The following is a 16,794-nucleotide window of genomic DNA, read 5'->3' as shown; positions in this document are numbered from 1 at the left end:
CAAATGAATATAGGAGTTTGACTAAATGAAATATAGAATTGGCTACCGGACAATCAAGACTGCCGTGGGAACTTCCATTAGCATCATGATTGCACAGATGCTGCAGCTTGACAATTTTGTCTCTGCAGGAATATTGACTATTTTATGCATAAAAGTAACGAAGAAAAAGTCTCTGCGAGCTTCATGGGACCGTTTTTTTGCCTGCTTAATGGCAATGGTATTTTCTTCCTTGTTTTTTGAGGGTATTGCCTATCATCCGCTTGTAATTGGACTGCTGCTTTTGTTTTTTATTCCCGCAGCTGTCATGGTAAGGGCCAGCGATGGGATTGTGACAAGCTCCGTTATTATTCTGCATATTTATTCGGCAGGGGAAGTTTCAAAGGAACTCCTGCTGAATGAGCTGGGCATTATTACTGTCGGAATTGGTGTGGCCCTCATCGCAAACCTCTATATGCCCAGTCTGGAATCGAAGCTTAAGGAGTATAGGCTCGAGATAGAAGATAACTTTAAGATTATCTTTGATGAAATCGTGAAGTATTTGCGCACACATGAAAGCAGCTGGGATGGCAGGGAAATCACTGAAACGATGGAACTAATCGATAAGGCAAAGACATTGGCCTTCAGAGATGTCGAAAACCACTTCCGAAGGAATGATAATTTATATTATCACTATTTTAAAATGAGGGAAAAACAATTCGAGATTATTGAGCGTGTTCTTCCAAGTGTAACGTCCATTGCACTGCCTGTTGAACAGGGGGAGATGATTGCTGATTTTATTGAGGAGTTATCGGACCACATTCATCCAGGGAATACGGCCATTCAATTTTTGGAGAAATTATACCGAATGAGAGTTTCTTTTGAAAATATGGAGCTCCCCAAGACAAGAGAGGAATTTGAGGCACGGGCTGCGCTGCTTCACTTTGTAAAAGAAATGGAACAGTATTTAATTATAAAAAGCTCTTTTAAAGGATTAAAGGAGAGGGAAATGAATCAAGACCGGACAGCAGAAGCAAACTAAGGAAAAGGAATTGGAGCGTGAATGATCATGCTGAAGTTTGCTGCAGCGGCCATCATGTTTTTTTCATTTTCCCCAATCTGGCCTTTGGGACCCAACCCGCTGCCTGGAGATCCATTTTTAATTGTCAATAAACGGACAAATGAAGTTGCGTTTATTCATGATCAAAAAGTACAAAGTGTAATCACAGCTGCAACCGGGAGAACGGATGACCTTACACCTGAAGGGATGTTTACTGTTACTGTTAAGGCAGCTGATCCTTATTATAGGAAAAAGGACATTAAAGGCGGTGACCCCCGTAATCCTCTCGGGACAAGATGGATTGGATTTGACGCAGAGGATACAGATGGAAGAATTTATGGCATTCACGGGACGAACGACCCTGCATCGATCGGCAGGTACGTCTCCAATGGATGTATTAGATTGCAGAATGAAGCAGTCGAGTCGCTATATGAATCTGTACCGGTTGGTACGAAAATTTTAGTTGTCACCTCCCCCAGAAATTTTGATGAACTTGGAAGAGAGTACGGCGCAATAAAAAATAATCATTTGAAAGAATAATCAGCTGCATCTGAATGGATGCAGTTTTTCAATGCAATGGCCCCTCCTTGCAAAGCGTTTAAGAAGTAAAATAAAATGGAATACATGTTAGGTGAATTGAGAATAGGCTTAATTAAAAAATAGAACATAAAAAAACTGCCCGGAATTGCCCTCCGCAGCAGCTGAAAAAATCCACATAGTTCCTGTTATAAAAACATCGACATCCCCATAATGAGGGTAGATGCAAGCATTGCAAATATCATTAAATAAACAACTATTTTTGTCATTTTCTTATTTGACATTCTATTCCTCCTCGTCCCAATTCTTACTATCATTTTACTAAGAATCTTCAAATTGAACAACCGCTCAATTTTTAAAAGGATTTTCGACATCTTTAACGAATATTTAAATAATAGCTTCAAAATATGCCTGCATTCTGAGGGAATTTGATAATTTCCGACATCCATGAGGAGGAAAAATGATGATCAAGAAGGTGGACCATATAGGTATTGCTGTCAGGTCTCTAGATAAAGCGCTTCCATTTTATGTTGAAGTGCTTCAGCTTGAATTTCTCGGAATTGAGGAAGTGGACAGTCAAGGAGTAAAGGTTGCTTTTATTAAAGCAGGGGAAACGAAACTTGAGCTTCTTGAGCCGACAAGTGAAGAAAGCCCAATTGCCAAGTTTATAGAGAAGCGAGGCGAAGGTCTTCATCATGTAGCATTAGGTGTTGACAGCATACAGGAACGTATTAATCAAATGAAGGAACAGGGCATCAGGATGCTGCAGGATGAACCGAAGATTGGGGCTGGCGGTGCCCAGGTAGCCTTTATGCACCCAAAATCAACAGGCGGCATATTATATGAATTTTGTGAAAAGAAAGGATTGAAATAAAGTATGGCAGACATTTATGAGAAAATAAATGAGTTATACGACCGCCGCAGGGAAGTCGAACTGGGCGGAGGGGATGAGCGTATACAAAAACAGCATGAAAAAGGAAAGCTGACTGCCCGTGAACGAATCGATTTATTAGTTGACCCGGGCACATTCGTAGAGCTGAATCCATTTATTGAGCACCGCAGCACGGATTTTGGATTGGAAAACCAAAAAGGCCCTGGCGATGGCGTTGTAACTGGCTATGGTAAAGTCAACGGAAGACCTATCTTCTTGTTTTCCCAGGATTTTACTGTTTTTGGCGGCGCCCTTGGGGAAATGCATGCAAAAAAAATTGCCAATGTAATGGATTTGGCAGCTGAAAATGGGGCTCCATTTGTAGGCTTGAATGATTCCGGCGGTGCCAGAATTCAGGAAGGGGTTGTTTCCCTTGATGGGTACGGCCATATTTTCTACCGGAATTCGATTTATTCAGGAGTGATTCCGCAGATCTCTGTCATTATGGGGCCTTGTGCAGGTGGAGCGGTTTATTCTCCAGCGATCACGGATTTTGTCTTCATGGTGGAAAAAACGAGCCAGATGTTCATAACTGGCCCAAAAGTAATCGAAACGGTGACTGGGGAAAAAATTTCACCGGAGGATCTGGGCGGTGCCCGTGTGCATAACACAATCAGCGGAAACGCACACTTTAGAGGCGAGTCCGAAGAGGAAGTTATTGAGCAGGTACGAAGTCTGTTAAGCTACCTTCCGCAGAATAATGAGGAAAAACCGCCAATGTCAGAACGGGATGAGGACGATGATTACCGTCCGGATCTGACAGACGCCATTCCTTTCGATGCCCTTCGTCCATATGACGTCCGAAAAGTCATTGGACAGGTAGTGGATAAAGATACTTTTATGGAGGTACAGCGTGACTTTGCTAAAAATATTGTAGTCGGGCTTGCCCGAATCAAGGGTGAGACGGTGGGACTTGTCTGCAATCAGCCGAAGGTAATGGCAGGAGGCCTTGATATTGATTCTTCCGATAAGGCTTCAAGGTTTATCCGGTTCTGTGACTCCTTTAATATTCCCCTTATTACATTTGAGGACGTTACAGGCTTTTTCCCAGGTGTTAAACAGGAACATGGCGGGATCATACGGCATGGCGCAAAGATTCTCTATGCTTACTCAGAAGCAACAGTGCCAAAGCTTACTGTTATTTTAAGAAAAGCATTCGGGGGAGCATACGTTGCTCTGAACAGTAAATCTATTGGCGCAGATCTTGTATTTGCCTGGCCAAATGCGGAAGTTGCCGTAATGGGTCCTCAAGGTGCAGCCAACATTATTTTTGCAAGGGAAATTCAAAATAGTGAAGATCCCGAAGCTACCAGGGCACAAAAAATCGAGGAGTACAGAGAAAAGTTCGCCAATCCATATGTGGCGGCAAGCCGAGGCATGGTGGATGATGTCATCGATCCGCGAGAAACCAGAATCAAGATCATTCAGGCGCTTGACATGCTGCGCAATAAAAAAGAAAGCAGGCCTCATAAAAAGCATGGAAATATCCCGCTATAATGGATTCCTGATTTGCTGTGCTAAAATATTGGAGTTATACTTGCTTAGTAAGCTTAAATTTGGAGGTTTGTACATAAATGATTAATGAGGAACGCTTATTAAACGAATTTCTGGAACTGGTGCAAATTGATTCTGAAACAAAGTATGAAGCTCAAATTGCAAAAGTGCTGAAGAAAAAATTCAGGGATCTTGGGGTTGAGGTGTATGAAGACGATACAACTGCACAGACCGGACACGGTGCAGGCAACCTCATCTGCACTCTTCAGGGAACTAAAGAAGGAACAGATACAATTTATTTCACTTCTCACATGGATACGGTTGTTCCTGGAAAAGGAATTAAACCTTCCATCAAGGACGGCTATGTTGTAACCGATGGAACAACGATCCTGGGTGCCGACGACAAGGCAGGACTTGCCGTTATGCTTGAAGTTGTTAAAGTCCTGAAAGAGCAGAATATTGCTCATGGAACTATCCAGTTCATTATCACAGTTGGTGAAGAATCCGGACTGGTCGGAGCGAAGGTTCTCGATCCTTCACTTGTTAAAGCGAAGTTTGGCTACGCACTGGACAGTGACGGCAAAGTCGGAAATATTATCGTTGCCGCCCCGACACAAGCTAAAGTTAAAGCAGCTATTTTAGGGAAAACAGCACATGCTGGTGTAGCCCCTGAGAAAGGCATTTCGGCTATCACTATGGCAGCGAAAGCGATCTCAAGAATGCCGCTGGGCCGCATAGATGAAGAAACAACGGCTAACATTGGCCGTTTTGAAGGCGGACAGCAGACCAATATCGTGTGTGACCATGTTGCTATTTTAGCAGAAGCACGTTCATTAATTCCTGAAAAAATGGAACAGCAGGTTGCTAAAATGAAAGAAGCTTTTGAAAGTGCTGCCGAAGAAATGGGAGGCAAAGCTGAAGTGGATGTTCAGGTTATGTACCCTGGCTTTAAATTTGGCGAAGGCGACCATGTCGTTGAAGTAGCCCGCAAAGCGGCTGCAAAGATTGGCAGGAGCTCCGAGCTTCTTCACAGCGGCGGCGGAAGTGATGCGAACGTGATTGCCGGATTAGGCATACCAACAGTCAACCTTGCTGTTGGCTACGAAGAAATTCATACAACCAATGAGCGTATGCCTATTGAAGAATTAAATAAACTGGCTGAAATGGTCATTGCCATTATTGAAGAAGTCTAAAGCCTAAGCCTGACAGAAAGGGAACCCGATGCGGTTCTCTTTTTTATATTACTGAATTCAATTAAATTCCTCACTAGTTAGAAAATAATGCCTATGGTATATTAGTTCTATACATGAGAGTTTCCGAGGAGGAAATGGAATGACTGAAAATAATAAAGCTGTCGTTTTCCGGGCAGGAAATGAGGAATATGCCACGCCTATTCCCTTTGTTATCTCCATTGAGAAAATGGAAGGCATAACACCGATTCCTCATTTGCCCAGTTATGTAAGAGGAATTGTCAAAGTCAGAGGAGAGCTAATTCCTGTTGTTGATTTTGAAGAAATTCTTTACAGCCGTACACTGCCCGATAGCGACTCGGCAAGGATGATCGTGCTGCAGACAGAAGAGCTATCATTCGCAGTGCTGGTGACTGAAGCCAAGGAAATTCTTGATATTCCAGCAGACTGCCTGAAACAGCCAGGTTTGATTGCCTATCAAAAAACCAATTATTTTACAGGGGTAGCCAATTTTGATCATAGGCTGATTACCATAATCGATCCTTCAAAGCTGGTGGGATCTCTGGAAGGAATAAGGGAAATAAAAGAGTATATGAAAACACAGCATACAACAGCATAGCGAGCGAATTCAAAAACAGAGGAGCAATATTCTCTGTTTTTACTTTTATAATCCTCCTAATTAAAGAAAAGAAAAATATCTGCTAAAATAGAGGTGAATGATTTTACAGGGAAGTGCCGGCATGAAGCAAATGTATCCAAAAAACGGGAGAGTTATCCTCCATGTTGATATGAATAGTTTTTATGCTTCGGTTGAGATGGCCTTTGATCCCACATTAAAGGGCAAGCCTTTAGCGATCGCAGGCAATCCGGAGGAGAGGCGCGGAATAATCGTGACTTGCAGCTATGAGGCAAGGAGCTTCGGGGTAAAAACCACCATGCCTCTATGGGAGGCTAAAAAGCTCTGTCCACAGCTGATTATTATGAAGCCGAATTTTGAGAGATATCGTGCAGCTTCTATGGGAATGTTTGATATATTGCACGAATATTCATCCCTTGTTGAACCTGTATCCATTGATGAAGGATATGTTGACATTACAGACAGCTATGAGTTTGGGAGCCCAATAGAAATTGCTGAAACGATACAGAAGCAGATTTTCCAGCAGCTTGATTTGCCCTGCAGCATCGGTGTTGCTCCCAACAAATTTCTAGCCAAGATGGCTTCTGACATGAAAAAACCAATGGGGATTACAGTTCTCAGAAAAAGAGATGTACCCCATATTTTATGGCCGATGCAAGTGGAAGAAATGCACGGAGTCGGCAGGAAAACCGGGGAAAAGCTGAGATATCTGAACATCGCCACAATCGGTGAATTGGCAAAAGCGGATGAAATTGTATTAAAAGCAGCTCTGGGGATCAATGGCCCGAGATTGAAACAAAAAGCCAATGGCCAAGATCTTAGAAAGGTTGATCCGGAATCGGCATCTGAATTTAAAAGTGTGGGAAATTCAACCACACTGCCAAGGGATGTTTCAAATCAAAGAGAGCTGCTTCAGGTATTTGAAAAATTGGCTTTACAGGTTTCTTCCAGACTGAAAAGAAAAAAGGTAATGGCGGTTTCTTTGGGGATTACCATCAGGTATAAGGACAGAAGAACCATTACCAGAAGCCGCAAACTGAAGAATCCTATTCAGCAGGATGAAGAAATTTATAAAATGGCAAAAGAGCTTTTTATAAAACATTGGAATGGAAACGCAGTACGGCTGCTTGGCATTACAGGAACAGACCTTGTCGAACCCGAACAGGCGGTTAAACAGCTGGATTTATTCAGTTTTGAAAAAGATGCCAAAAAGGAGCCTTTATTTCAGACAATGGATCTTTTGCGAAAGAAATATGGGGCTAAAATAATCGACAATGCCGGTGCACTTTCGGAAATGAAATTGACCCGCCCCAAAATCGGCACAGATACCAGCTTTAATAAAGATTTTTTGCATAGCAGGCCTGGAAGGGGCAATAAAAAAGAAAAAGATGATATTTCATGAGTTTTTCAGGCGGCTATAAGCTAAACTAAGACAGGAAAGTTGAATAAGAATAGGAATCTTGCTAAAGTAAAGTGGATTCTTTTACCGCAGGCTAACGGGCAGTAAGATCCCTATTTTAAGACTCATATGAATCAATTTAGGATAAGCGGAAGCGGGGATCAAACTTCCCGAAAAGCCCGAAAAGCAGAACAAAGACTAAGAACGCCACGTCCTGTGGCAGCGCCTTTGTGACCCGCCTCCTGTGGGCCTCAACTAACAATCAGTGGGGGAAAAGGCATCCCCCTGCTGATTGAAGTTTCACTTATTGGATAATGTTCAAAAAATCTTAATAAGATCTTCTTTTTGAACAAGCAATTACACGCTTAAAGGCTAGAAGGGAAGTAATAAAAGATGACGAAATCACAGTTTGGTGTTATCGGCTTAGCCGTAATGGGCAAAAATCTTGCCATGAATATTGAAAGCAGAGGCTACTCAGTATCCCTTTTTAACCGGTCACGCGAAAAAACGGATGAGATGCTTAAAGAAGTCGAAGGAAGAAATTTTAAAGGTACATATACAATTGAGGAGTTTGTTGATTCCCTGGAAAAACCGCGCAAAATCATGCTTATGGTTAAAGCAGGCGGCCCGACAGATGCGACAATCGAGCAGTTAAAGCCTTTATTGGATAAAGGGGATATTTTGATTGATGGCGGAAATACCTTCTTTGTGGACACACAGCGCCGCAATAAGGAATTAAGTGAGCTGGGCATCCACTTCATCGGTACTGGGGTATCCGGCGGTGAAGAAGGCGCGTTAAAAGGTCCTTCCATTATGCCTGGCGGCCAAAAGGAAGCCTACGAGCTGGTTGCCCCTATTTTTCAAGATATCGCGGCAAAGGTTAATGGCGAAGCATGCACAACTTACATCGGTCCGGATGGGGCAGGCCATTATGTGAAAATGGTCCACAACGGCATTGAATACGGCGATATGCAGCTTATTTCCGAATCTTATTTTCTGTTGAAAAATGTGCTTGGTTTGACTGCTGAAGAGCTTCATGAAGTATTTGCCGATTGGAATAAAGGTGAGCTTGACAGCTATCTAATTGAAATCACGGCTGATATCTTCACGAAAAAAGATGATGAAACCGGCATGCCGCTGGTAGATGTCATCCTGGACACAGCCGGCCAAAAGGGAACCGGCAAATGGACAAGCCAAAGTGCGCTTGATCTTGGCGTACCGCTTCCAATCATTACTGAATCCGTATTTGCCCGATTCATCTCTGCCATGAAAGAAGAGCGTGTCAACGCAAGCAAAGTTCTTCGCGGGCCAGCTGCATCGGAATTCACCGGCGATAAAAAAGCCTTTATCGAAAGTGTCCGCAAAGCCCTTTACATGAGCAAAATCTGCTCATACGCACAAGGTTTTGCTCAAATGAGAGCAGCATCCGAAGAATATGGATGGGATCTTAAATACGGCGATATTGCGATGATTTTCCGCGGAGGATGCATTATCCGTGCCCAATTCCTCCAAAAAATTAAGGAAGCATATGACCGTGAGCCTGGTTTAAAGAACCTGCTTCTTGATCCGTATTTTCAGGAAATTGTGGAAAGCTACCAGGATGCTACCCGTGAAATTATCAGTACAGCTGTGAAGAACGGAATCCCTGTACCATGCTTCTCTGCTGCGCTGTCCTATTACGACAGCTACCGCACTGAAACATTGCCTGCTAACCTACTTCAGGCACAGCGTGACTACTTTGGAGCACACACTTATCAGCGTACTGATAAAGAAGGCATCTTTCATACAAATTGGATGGAATAATATAAAAACAGCGCTCAAAAGGCGCTGTTTTTTTGTAATTGCAGGAAGCCGGATCATGGCATTCCCTAAACGAAAACCCCCTGCCGCTGCAGGGGGGTTCGAAAATTATTTAACACTGTTCAACATCAAGGTCAGTTACGGGCCACCAGAAGAAGCCATCTTTTTCAAGCAGCAGGTCTGCTTCTTTTGGACCCATTGAACCGGATTCGTAGTTAGGGAAGCCTTCTTCTTTTTTGTTTTCCCATACGTCAGAAATTTTGTCGACAAAGCTCCAGGAAAGGGCCACTTCATCCCAATGGGTAAAGTTGGTTGCGTCTCCGCGCATGCAATCATATAAAAGCCTTTCATAAGCTTCAGGCGTATTCATGTCATCGATGCCTTTGTTGGCAAAGTTCAATTTTACCGGTGTGGCTTCCATGTTTTGTCCTGATTTTTGGGCATTCAAATATAGGGTGATGCCTTCTTCAGGCTGAATATGGATGACCAGCAGGTTTGGATTTAACGTTTGCTCAGTCTGATAATACAAGTTCATCGGAATATCCTTGAACTGGATAACAATTTTCGTTGATTTTGCAGCCATTCTTTTTCCTGTACGAATATAGATTGGCACACCTGCCCAGCGGAAATTGTCAATCATCAGCTTGCCTGCTACATAAGTTTCGGTGTTTGATTCTTCATCCACCATCGGCTCTTCATTATACGCTGGGACTTCCTTTTCATTTAATATGCCTTTTCCATACTGGCCGCGGACAAAGTATTCTTTCACCTGGTCCCCTTCAAGCGGACGCATGGCCCTTAGTACCTTCACTTTTTCAGATCTGATTTCATCTGTTGTCAGGCGGATTGGCGGCTCCATTGCCAGGAGGGCAACCATTTGCAGCATATGGTTTTGAACCATATCACGAAGGGCGCCGCTTTTTTCATAGTAACGGCCGCGTTCTTCTACACCCAGTACTTCGCTTGATGTAACCTGGATATTTGAGATGTAGCGATTGTTCCATAAAGGTTCGAAAATGGCATTGGCAAAACGGATAACTTCAATATTTTGCACCATATCTTTCCCTAAGTAGTGGTCAATCCGGTAAATCTCATTTTCTGAAAAAGCTTTTCGAATTTGCTTATTAAGCTGCTTCGCTGATTCCAAATCATGGCCAAAAGGCTTCTCAATGACAAGACGCTTAAAGCCATCCACATCCGTCAGGCCATCTGCTTTTAAATGCTCTGCAATGGTTCCGAAAAATTCAGGAGCCATGGCAAGGTAGAAAATGCGGTTGCCTTCAAGGGAATAATGAGTATCTAATTTTTCGGCCATACTCTTTAATGCCAAATATGAACTTGAATCCGTCACATCATGCGAATGGTAGTAAAAATGGGAAATAAAATCCTCAAGTTCTCCGCTATCTTTGATAGCTGACTCAACAGAGGCTTTGACACTTGCCTGAAACTCATCATTCGTTAGCGGCCTTCTGGCAACCCCAATTACCGCGAAGCGCTCAGACAGCCTGCCCTTTTTGTACAAGCGGTAAAGTGAGGGAAATAGTTTTCTTTTTGCCAGATCTCCCGTTGCTCCAAATATCATTATTAATGCGGTCGGTTTTTCGTTTAGTTTCACGATTCTAGAACCTCTCTTCGACAAAGTTTCTGTATGTATGGCTGGACAATCATTGTCCGCCGGCAGCTTGATTAAAAGCTGTTATATTGCATTCGTAAAAAACGCCTGTACAAGTATAAAATTGTATCTGTTTAAAGCTATTTTCGCAAATATTAAGTTTGCCCTTTTTAACATAGTTTCTTTCTAAAGGCCCTGAACTATCCTCTCAAATAAAACAAAAAACGATTGTTTTAGAATGAATTCCGCGGATGCTATGGTATATTGTTTATATTCAAAGCTGGCAAGGCCTGACAGATTTTTAATCCGACTGCAGGATAGGAGGTTGTTTTTTCAATGGATGTTGTTTTCTTGGGAACAGGTGCAGGAATTCCAGCCAAACTGAGGAATGTATCTTCCTTGGCTTTAAAGCTCCTGGATGAAAGAGGGAGTATATGGCTTTTCGACTGTGGGGAGGCTACCCAGCACCAAATTTTACATACAAGCATTAAACCGAGGAGAATTGAAAAAATCTTTATTACCCATCTTCATGGAGATCACATTTATGGTTTGCCCGGATTGCTGTCCAGCCGCTCTTTTCAGGGCGGTGATACTGAGGTGACACTTTATGGGCCAAGAGGGCTAAAAGAATATATTAAAGTCTCGCTCTCTGTCAGCGGCACATACCTTAAATACCCTTTGAAAGTTGCTGAAATCAGTGATGGCGATGTATTGGATGAAAAAGATTTTAAGGTGGAAGCCCGCTTGCTCGAGCACGGGATTCCTTCATATGGCTACCGGGTTATTGAAAAGGACCGTCCGGGAACATTGCTCGCGGATAAGCTTGCTGAAGCGGGAATCAAACCGGGTCCGATATATAAGAAAATAAAAAATGGCGAAAACATAGAGCTTGAGAATGGGAGTATACTGGAAGCAAAAAACTTTCTGGGCCCGGCTCAAAAGGGTAGAATCATCACGGTACTGGGAGATACCAGGATTTGCGATGCGGCAATAGAATTAGCGGCTCATGCAGATTTATTAATTCATGAGGCAACCTTCTCACAAGGAGAAGAAAAGCTTGCATACGATTATTTCCATTCCACAACCCTGCAGGCTGCCCAAGTCGCGCGCGAGGCGAATGCAAGGAAACTCTGCCTGAATCATATCAGTTCACGATATGAACGCCAGGATTGGGAACAGCTTGTGAAGGAATCGCAGACAATTTTCCCCAATACGGTAATTGCTGAGGACTTTAAAGAAGTTCATATACCGCTTGATAAAGGAGAGGTGAGTTAATTGAAAACTTTCTATATCGTGCGCCATGCAAAGGCTGAGGGCCAGCCTTTTTCTGCCAAATTGACAGAAAGCGGAAGGGAACAGGCATTAAAATTAATTGATTTTTTTAAAGACAAGGAAATTAATCGCATCTACTCAAGCCCTTTTGTGCGGGCGATGGAAACTATCCGGCCGCTCGCACAGTCGAGAAACCTTGAGATTGTTGAGGAAAGCCGTTTGGGGGAAAGGGTGCTATCCTCCATTCTTTTTGATGATTGGCAGGAGAAGCTTAAGCAAAGCTTCTCCGATTTTGAACTGGTTTTTGAAGGAGGAGAATCCCATTCATCAGGCATGGAACGAGCTGCTTCCCTGCTGGATGAATTAATCGCTTCTAGTGAAAATCATATTGTTCTGGTCAGTCATGGCAATTTATCCACTTTGCTGCTTCGCTATTTTGATGAAAATGCAGGCTTTGAGCATCTTATGAAGATGAGCAATCCCGATGTTTTCGAAATTAAGGCGGATAGTGAGGGTGCGGCATGGAGGCGGATTTGGATCGAAAAGTAATGTCTGGAAAAATTGAATTTTTCAAATTTGGCATTGACGGTTTCCTGCAGGCATAATATAATCACACTTATACTTTAAAACATTATATTAAAAAGCTATGAAGAGACTCTATTAAGTCTTATCTCCCTGTTTATAGAGAGCCAGTGGATGGTGGAAACTGGCACAAAGATAAGGTGAATTTCATCTTGGAGCTTTTCTTTTCTGCATTATAGCAGGAAAGACGGTTAATCCGTTATATTTCGAGTGGAAAGTCACATACTTTCAAAAAGGGTGGTACCGCGTGAATCTGTTTCGCGTCCCTTTTGAAGTATGTGGCTTTTTTGTTTTTTTGGAAAGGTTCTTAAAATGGAAATCCGGCCGGTTTCTATTAAGAAAAGCTCCAGGCGCCAGCCTGGAGCCAGGCAGTATCTATTTTGTAAATTATGGAGGTACAGGCATGCAGCAAAATGAGCAATGGTCATCGAAGATTGGATTTATTTTAGCCTCGGCCGGTTCGGCAATCGGACTTGGAGCTATCTGGAAGCTTCCGTATGTTACCGGGACAAGCGGTGGCGGAGCATTTATATTATTATTTCTGCTATTTTCCCTATTAATTGGTTTTCCGCTTTTGCTGGCTGAGTTTGTGATCGGCCGCAGCACGGGGAAAGAGGCAATCTCGGCATACAAGGATATTGCTCCGGGAACTAAATGGCACTGGATTGGCTACCTTGGCGTATTTACCTGTTTTCTGCTTTTATCGTTTTATAGTGTAATAGGCGGGTGGATTCTGAAGTACATTGTATACGGGGTTACCGGTTCTATGAATGGAGCCGGCAATTATGAAGAGCTATTTGGCACATCCGTGTCAGACTCTGTGTCTGTTGTAGCGGCACAAGGGCTCTTTTTATTCATAACTGTTTTAGTGGTTGCTAAAGGCATCCAGAAGGGTATCGAGCAGGTCAGCAAAATTATGATGCCGGCTTTGTTCCTTTTATTTATTATCTTGATTGCACGATCTCTGACACTGGAAAATGCCATGGAAGGCGTCTCATTCTTTTTAAAGCCTGATTTTTCAAATCTTACGTCTGAAACCGTCCTTTTTGCCATGGGTCAATCGTTTTTCTCTCTAAGTGTCGGGGTATCGGTTATGGTAACATACAGCTCTTATTTATCTAAAAATGAAAATCTGATGCAGCCGGCTTTTTCCGTTGTCGGAATGAATTTATTTATTTCAATTTTAGCTGGATTGGCTATTTTCCCGGCCGTTTTCTCACTGGGATTTGAGCCTGCTGCAGGTCCTGGTTTATTGTTCATTGTTTTGCCATCTGTTTTTGATCAGATTCTGTTCGGACGAGTATTCTTGCTCTTATTCCTTGCACTGTTTCTATTTGCAACCTTAACTTCCGCTTTTTCAATGCTCGAGATTGTGGTGGCTGCTCTGACGAATAAGAAGGGAAGGGGCAGAAACCGTGCAGCATGGCTGACAGGATTGGCAATCTTTATCGTGGGAGTCCCATCTGCACTTTCCTTCAGCAGCCTATCAGATATTTCAATTTTCGGCAAAACGATATTTGACAGTGCTGATTTTCTTGTCAGCAATGTATTAATGCCGGTAGGGGCGCTCTTCATTTCTATTTTTGTTTCATACAAAATGAAGAAAGACCTGCTGAGAAATGAATTAATTCAAGGTTCAAAATCGCTGAATGGGATCTTTTCCGCCTGGTATTTCCTTCTTCGTTATGTGGTGCCTTTGGTTATCATCATTGTATTCCTTGATTCACTGCAGATTATTTAATAAAGAAAAAAGGGATGGCGAACCGCCATCCCTTTTTTTTATTTTAAAATCAGAATTTATAACTTTGTATCTCGAGAGCTGTCTAGTGCAAGCAGCCTACCCTCTCGAGTTGAGGCCCTCAGGATGGGGTCATGCAGACGCTGCCGCAGCGATACATCGTACGACCGAAAGCGGCAGCATTTGGGAGGATGTGGCGTTCTTAGTCTGCGTTCCCTTCGTGGGCAGGGGCTCTACCGCTTTTCGTTAAATCCAGCCGCGTTCATATTGCTTAGGCGGTTCAATTGCTGCACCAAGTTCCTTTGCTGCTGTGCGCGGCCAATAAGGATCCCTCAGCAATTCCCTCGCAATGAAGATTAAATCTGCCCGTCCGTTTTGCAGAATTTCTTCTGCCTGCAGGCCTGATGTAATTAGCCCGACTGCACCAGTCTGAATATTGGCACCTTCTTTAATGGTTTCAGAGAATTTGACCTGGTAGCCCGGGTAGCTATGTATTCTAGCCGGCACTACTGCTCCGGAACTTACGTCAATAAGATCCACACCCTGCTCCTTCATCCATTTTCCCATTTCCGCATAATCCTCTGCAGTTAATCCTTCATCATGATAATCATGTGCGGATACTCTAACAAACAAAGGCCCATCCCAAACGGTTTTAACTGCTTCAATGACTTCACGGAGGAAACGGTAGCGGTTTTCGGCTGATCCCCCATACTCATCACTTCGTTTATTGCTCAGCGGTGAAAGAAACTCATTGATCAAGTAGCCGTGTGCCGCGTGAATTTCAATTACTTCAAAGCCGGCTTTTTTCGCCCTTTCAGCCCCTTGTTTGAATGCCTCCACAGTTTCGGACACTTCTTCTTTTGTCATTTCTTTAGGTGTTTTCATTTTTTCATTAAAAGCAACCGCTGATGGGGCGAGAATTTCCCCTTCGACAGTCGGTTTTCTGCCGGCATGTGCAAGCTGTATCCCTGCTGATGCCCCGTGTTCTTTCATTAGCCCGGTTAATTCTTTCAGGCCTGCGATATGGTCATCGCTCCATATTCCCAAATCCTGCGGAGAAATACGTCCCTGCGGAGTTACAGCAGTTGCCTCCAGGATGATTAATCCCACTTGGCCAACAGCCCGGCTCGTATAATGTGTCCGGTGCCAGTTTTCAACCATGCCATCTTCATTATGGCTTGAGTACATGCACATCGGTGCCATAACAATTCTGTTCTTAAAGGTGATTCCTTTAATCGTTAAAGGGGAAAAAAGCTTTGTTTCCATAATCAATGCCTCCTTATTTCGCTATCCTAAATATTAAGTATATCAGGCGATTCCGCAAATGAAAAAGAACATGTACTTAGGAAGGGTTTGCATACTTCAGCGTTTATTCCTCAATTCGCTTAATTTATATAATGTACCTCTCCAGACTATGCCGCCCCTTACAAATGTCAGAATGCTGGCACGGAGTATGGAATAAATAAACAGGAGAGCTGTAATTGGAAATACAACAAACAGAAGCGGAGAAAATTTAGACATTCTTTTTGTAATGACTGTATAAACACCTGTTAAAATAATGATGTTTGCAAGACTTAAGCTGAAAATAACTTTTTCGGCTGAAAAAATGGTGATAAAGGGAAGCATCTGAGAAATGAATGTGCCGGCAATTGCAAATAGAACCATGCTAACCCGGTAATGAAGGCCTGCAAAAGTATTTTTCTCCAATCCTTTGAAGGCTTCTTTTAAGCTTTCATACCATTCAACTTCAATCAGGTCCATCGCTGTTGCAAATTTCTGTTTGAGGCCATTTTGTTTTATTCTCATTCCAAGCATTAAATCATCATCAGGCCGCATTTTAATTGCTTTATGTGTTCCGATTGCTTCATAGGAGCGCCTGGATACCATGTTAAATGCCCCAATGCCAATGCCGGTTTTGGAACGTTGATTGTTCGCCAGCCAAGGGCGTTTATAATAGGAAAAACCAAAAAGAAAAAAAGCAATGAATGTGTTGAGCCAGAAACCCCTTCCCATCAAGCTCGGTGCCGCCGTTAAATGGTCAAGGTCATTCTTGCTAAAATAATGAACCGCCTTGCTGAGGGCCTCCTTTTTAAATAACACATCAGCATCTGTGAACAAGATTAATTCCCCGGATGACTCCAAATATCCCTTGTAAAGGGCATGGTTTTTTCCAAGCCACCCACTGGGGAGAGTCTTGATATCGATACACTTAATCCTTGAATCACTCTTCTGGAGGCGGTCCATGATGCTTCCTGTGCTGTCGGTTGAACGATCATTGACCAATATCCATTCAATGCGTTTGTAGCTTTGCTGCAGCTGTGTTTTTAAGCTCTCCTCAATCCTGGCTTCTTCATTCCTTGCCGCTGTTATGACAGAAAGAAGAGGGCCTTCAGTCATCGTATCGCTATCTTCAAGGCGGTCCAGGCTTTTTAATCCCAGAGCAGCATCAATTAGTACGGCAATCCATACAAGGAGGCTTGCGCTTAATAGAATAATGAGCATTTGCAGGTTTCTCATCCTTTTTTCATAGTTTGCAATAAGAAGGCGTATTTACAGGGGAGATGCC

The 16,794-nt window shown here is 43.0% G+C and carries 15 protein-coding genes and 1 other annotated feature; of the genes, 11 read left to right on the top strand and 4 right to left on the bottom strand.

Going from position 1 to position 16,794, the window contains the following annotated elements:
- Positions 1 to 25 precede the first annotated feature (25 nt).
- Together DFO72_RS01835 and DFO72_RS01830 are read left to right on the top strand one after the other, a co-directional pair.
- On the top strand, positions 26 to 1,018 hold the full coding sequence (locus tag DFO72_RS01835; protein ID WP_113884424.1) for an aromatic acid exporter family protein: 993 nt from the start codon (positions 26 to 28) through the stop codon (positions 1,016 to 1,018).
- Between the two features lie 21 nt (positions 1,019 to 1,039).
- Positions 1,040 to 1,576, top strand: coding sequence for a L,D-transpeptidase (locus tag DFO72_RS01830; RefSeq protein ID WP_113884425.1), 537 nt, complete (start codon positions 1,040 to 1,042; stop codon positions 1,574 to 1,576).
- Between the two features lie 185 nt (positions 1,577 to 1,761).
- On the opposite strand, the gene prli42 is transcribed toward DFO72_RS01830, so the two are convergent.
- The gene (prli42, locus tag DFO72_RS30330; RefSeq protein ID WP_113884426.1) at positions 1,762 to 1,857 is read right to left on the bottom strand and encodes a stressosome-associated protein Prli42; all 96 of its coding nucleotides are present in this window, start codon (positions 1,855 to 1,857) and stop codon (positions 1,762 to 1,764) included.
- Between the two features lie 176 nt (positions 1,858 to 2,033).
- Here prli42 and mce point away from each other — a divergent pair, with 176 nt between their 5' ends.
- From mce to gndA, 6 genes are all read left to right on the top strand, one after another.
- Positions 2,034 to 2,447, top strand: a complete 414-nt coding sequence (gene mce, locus DFO72_RS01820; protein ID WP_181782382.1) for a methylmalonyl-CoA epimerase — start codon at positions 2,034 to 2,036, stop codon at positions 2,445 to 2,447.
- A gap of 3 nt (positions 2,448 to 2,450) precedes the next feature.
- A complete protein-coding gene (locus tag DFO72_RS01815) occupies positions 2,451 to 4,001 on the top strand; it encodes an acyl-CoA carboxylase subunit beta (RefSeq protein ID WP_113884428.1) in 1,551 nt (516 codons plus the stop codon).
- Between the two features lie 77 nt (positions 4,002 to 4,078).
- Entirely contained in the window at positions 4,079 to 5,191 is a 1,113-nt protein-coding gene (locus tag DFO72_RS01810) for a tripeptidase T (RefSeq protein WP_113884429.1), read from the top strand.
- A 139-nt stretch (positions 5,192 to 5,330) separates the two neighbouring features.
- On the top strand, positions 5,331 to 5,807 hold the full coding sequence (locus DFO72_RS01805) for a chemotaxis protein CheW (protein WP_113884430.1): 477 nt from the start codon (positions 5,331 to 5,333) through the stop codon (positions 5,805 to 5,807).
- A gap of 121 nt (positions 5,808 to 5,928) precedes the next feature.
- On the top strand, positions 5,929 to 7,227 hold the full coding sequence (locus tag DFO72_RS01800) for a DNA polymerase IV (protein WP_113884536.1): 1,299 nt from the start codon (positions 5,929 to 5,931) through the stop codon (positions 7,225 to 7,227).
- A 390-nt stretch (positions 7,228 to 7,617) separates the two neighbouring features.
- The gene (gene gndA, locus DFO72_RS01795) at positions 7,618 to 9,027 is read left to right on the top strand and encodes an NADP-dependent phosphogluconate dehydrogenase (RefSeq protein WP_113884431.1); all 1,410 of its coding nucleotides are present in this window, start codon (positions 7,618 to 7,620) and stop codon (positions 9,025 to 9,027) included.
- A gap of 109 nt (positions 9,028 to 9,136) precedes the next feature.
- Here the strand turns inward: gndA and zwf are convergent, their stop codons facing one another.
- Entirely contained in the window at positions 9,137 to 10,606 is a 1,470-nt protein-coding gene (gene zwf / locus DFO72_RS01790) for a glucose-6-phosphate dehydrogenase (protein WP_220182007.1), read from the bottom strand.
- 366 nt (positions 10,607 to 10,972) lie between these two features.
- Here zwf and rnz point away from each other — a divergent pair, with 366 nt between their 5' ends.
- From rnz to DFO72_RS01775, 3 genes are all read left to right on the top strand, one after another.
- The gene (gene rnz / locus DFO72_RS01785; protein ID WP_113884433.1) at positions 10,973 to 11,911 is read left to right on the top strand and encodes a ribonuclease Z; all 939 of its coding nucleotides are present in this window, start codon (positions 10,973 to 10,975) and stop codon (positions 11,909 to 11,911) included.
- Positions 11,912 to 12,457, top strand: coding sequence for a histidine phosphatase family protein (locus DFO72_RS01780; protein ID WP_113884434.1), 546 nt, complete (start codon positions 11,912 to 11,914; stop codon positions 12,455 to 12,457).
- 88 nt (positions 12,458 to 12,545) lie between these two features.
- Positions 12,546 to 12,761: a binding site (T-box leader), on the top strand.
- A gap of 132 nt (positions 12,762 to 12,893) precedes the next feature.
- Positions 12,894 to 14,231, top strand: coding sequence for a sodium-dependent transporter (locus DFO72_RS01775; protein WP_113884537.1), 1,338 nt, complete (start codon positions 12,894 to 12,896; stop codon positions 14,229 to 14,231).
- Between the two features lie 243 nt (positions 14,232 to 14,474).
- Here DFO72_RS01775 and namA read toward each other — a convergent pair whose 3' ends face one another.
- Together namA and DFO72_RS01765 are read right to left on the bottom strand one after the other, a co-directional pair.
- Entirely contained in the window at positions 14,475 to 15,494 is a 1,020-nt protein-coding gene (namA, locus tag DFO72_RS01770) for an NADPH dehydrogenase NamA (RefSeq protein WP_113884435.1), read from the bottom strand.
- A gap of 96 nt (positions 15,495 to 15,590) precedes the next feature.
- On the bottom strand, positions 15,591 to 16,730 hold the full coding sequence (locus tag DFO72_RS01765) for a glycosyltransferase (RefSeq protein ID WP_113884436.1): 1,140 nt from the start codon (positions 16,728 to 16,730) through the stop codon (positions 15,591 to 15,593).
- Between the last annotated feature and the right edge of the window lie 64 nt (positions 16,731 to 16,794).

The organism is Cytobacillus oceanisediminis (genome assembly GCF_004366035.1).
Taxonomy (GTDB): Bacteria; Bacillota; Bacilli; order Bacillales; family Cytobacillaceae; genus Cytobacillus; species Cytobacillus oceanisediminis_C.
The sequence above is the reverse complement of the archived record's forward strand: the minus strand, read 5'-3'. Positions and strand labels throughout refer to the sequence as shown.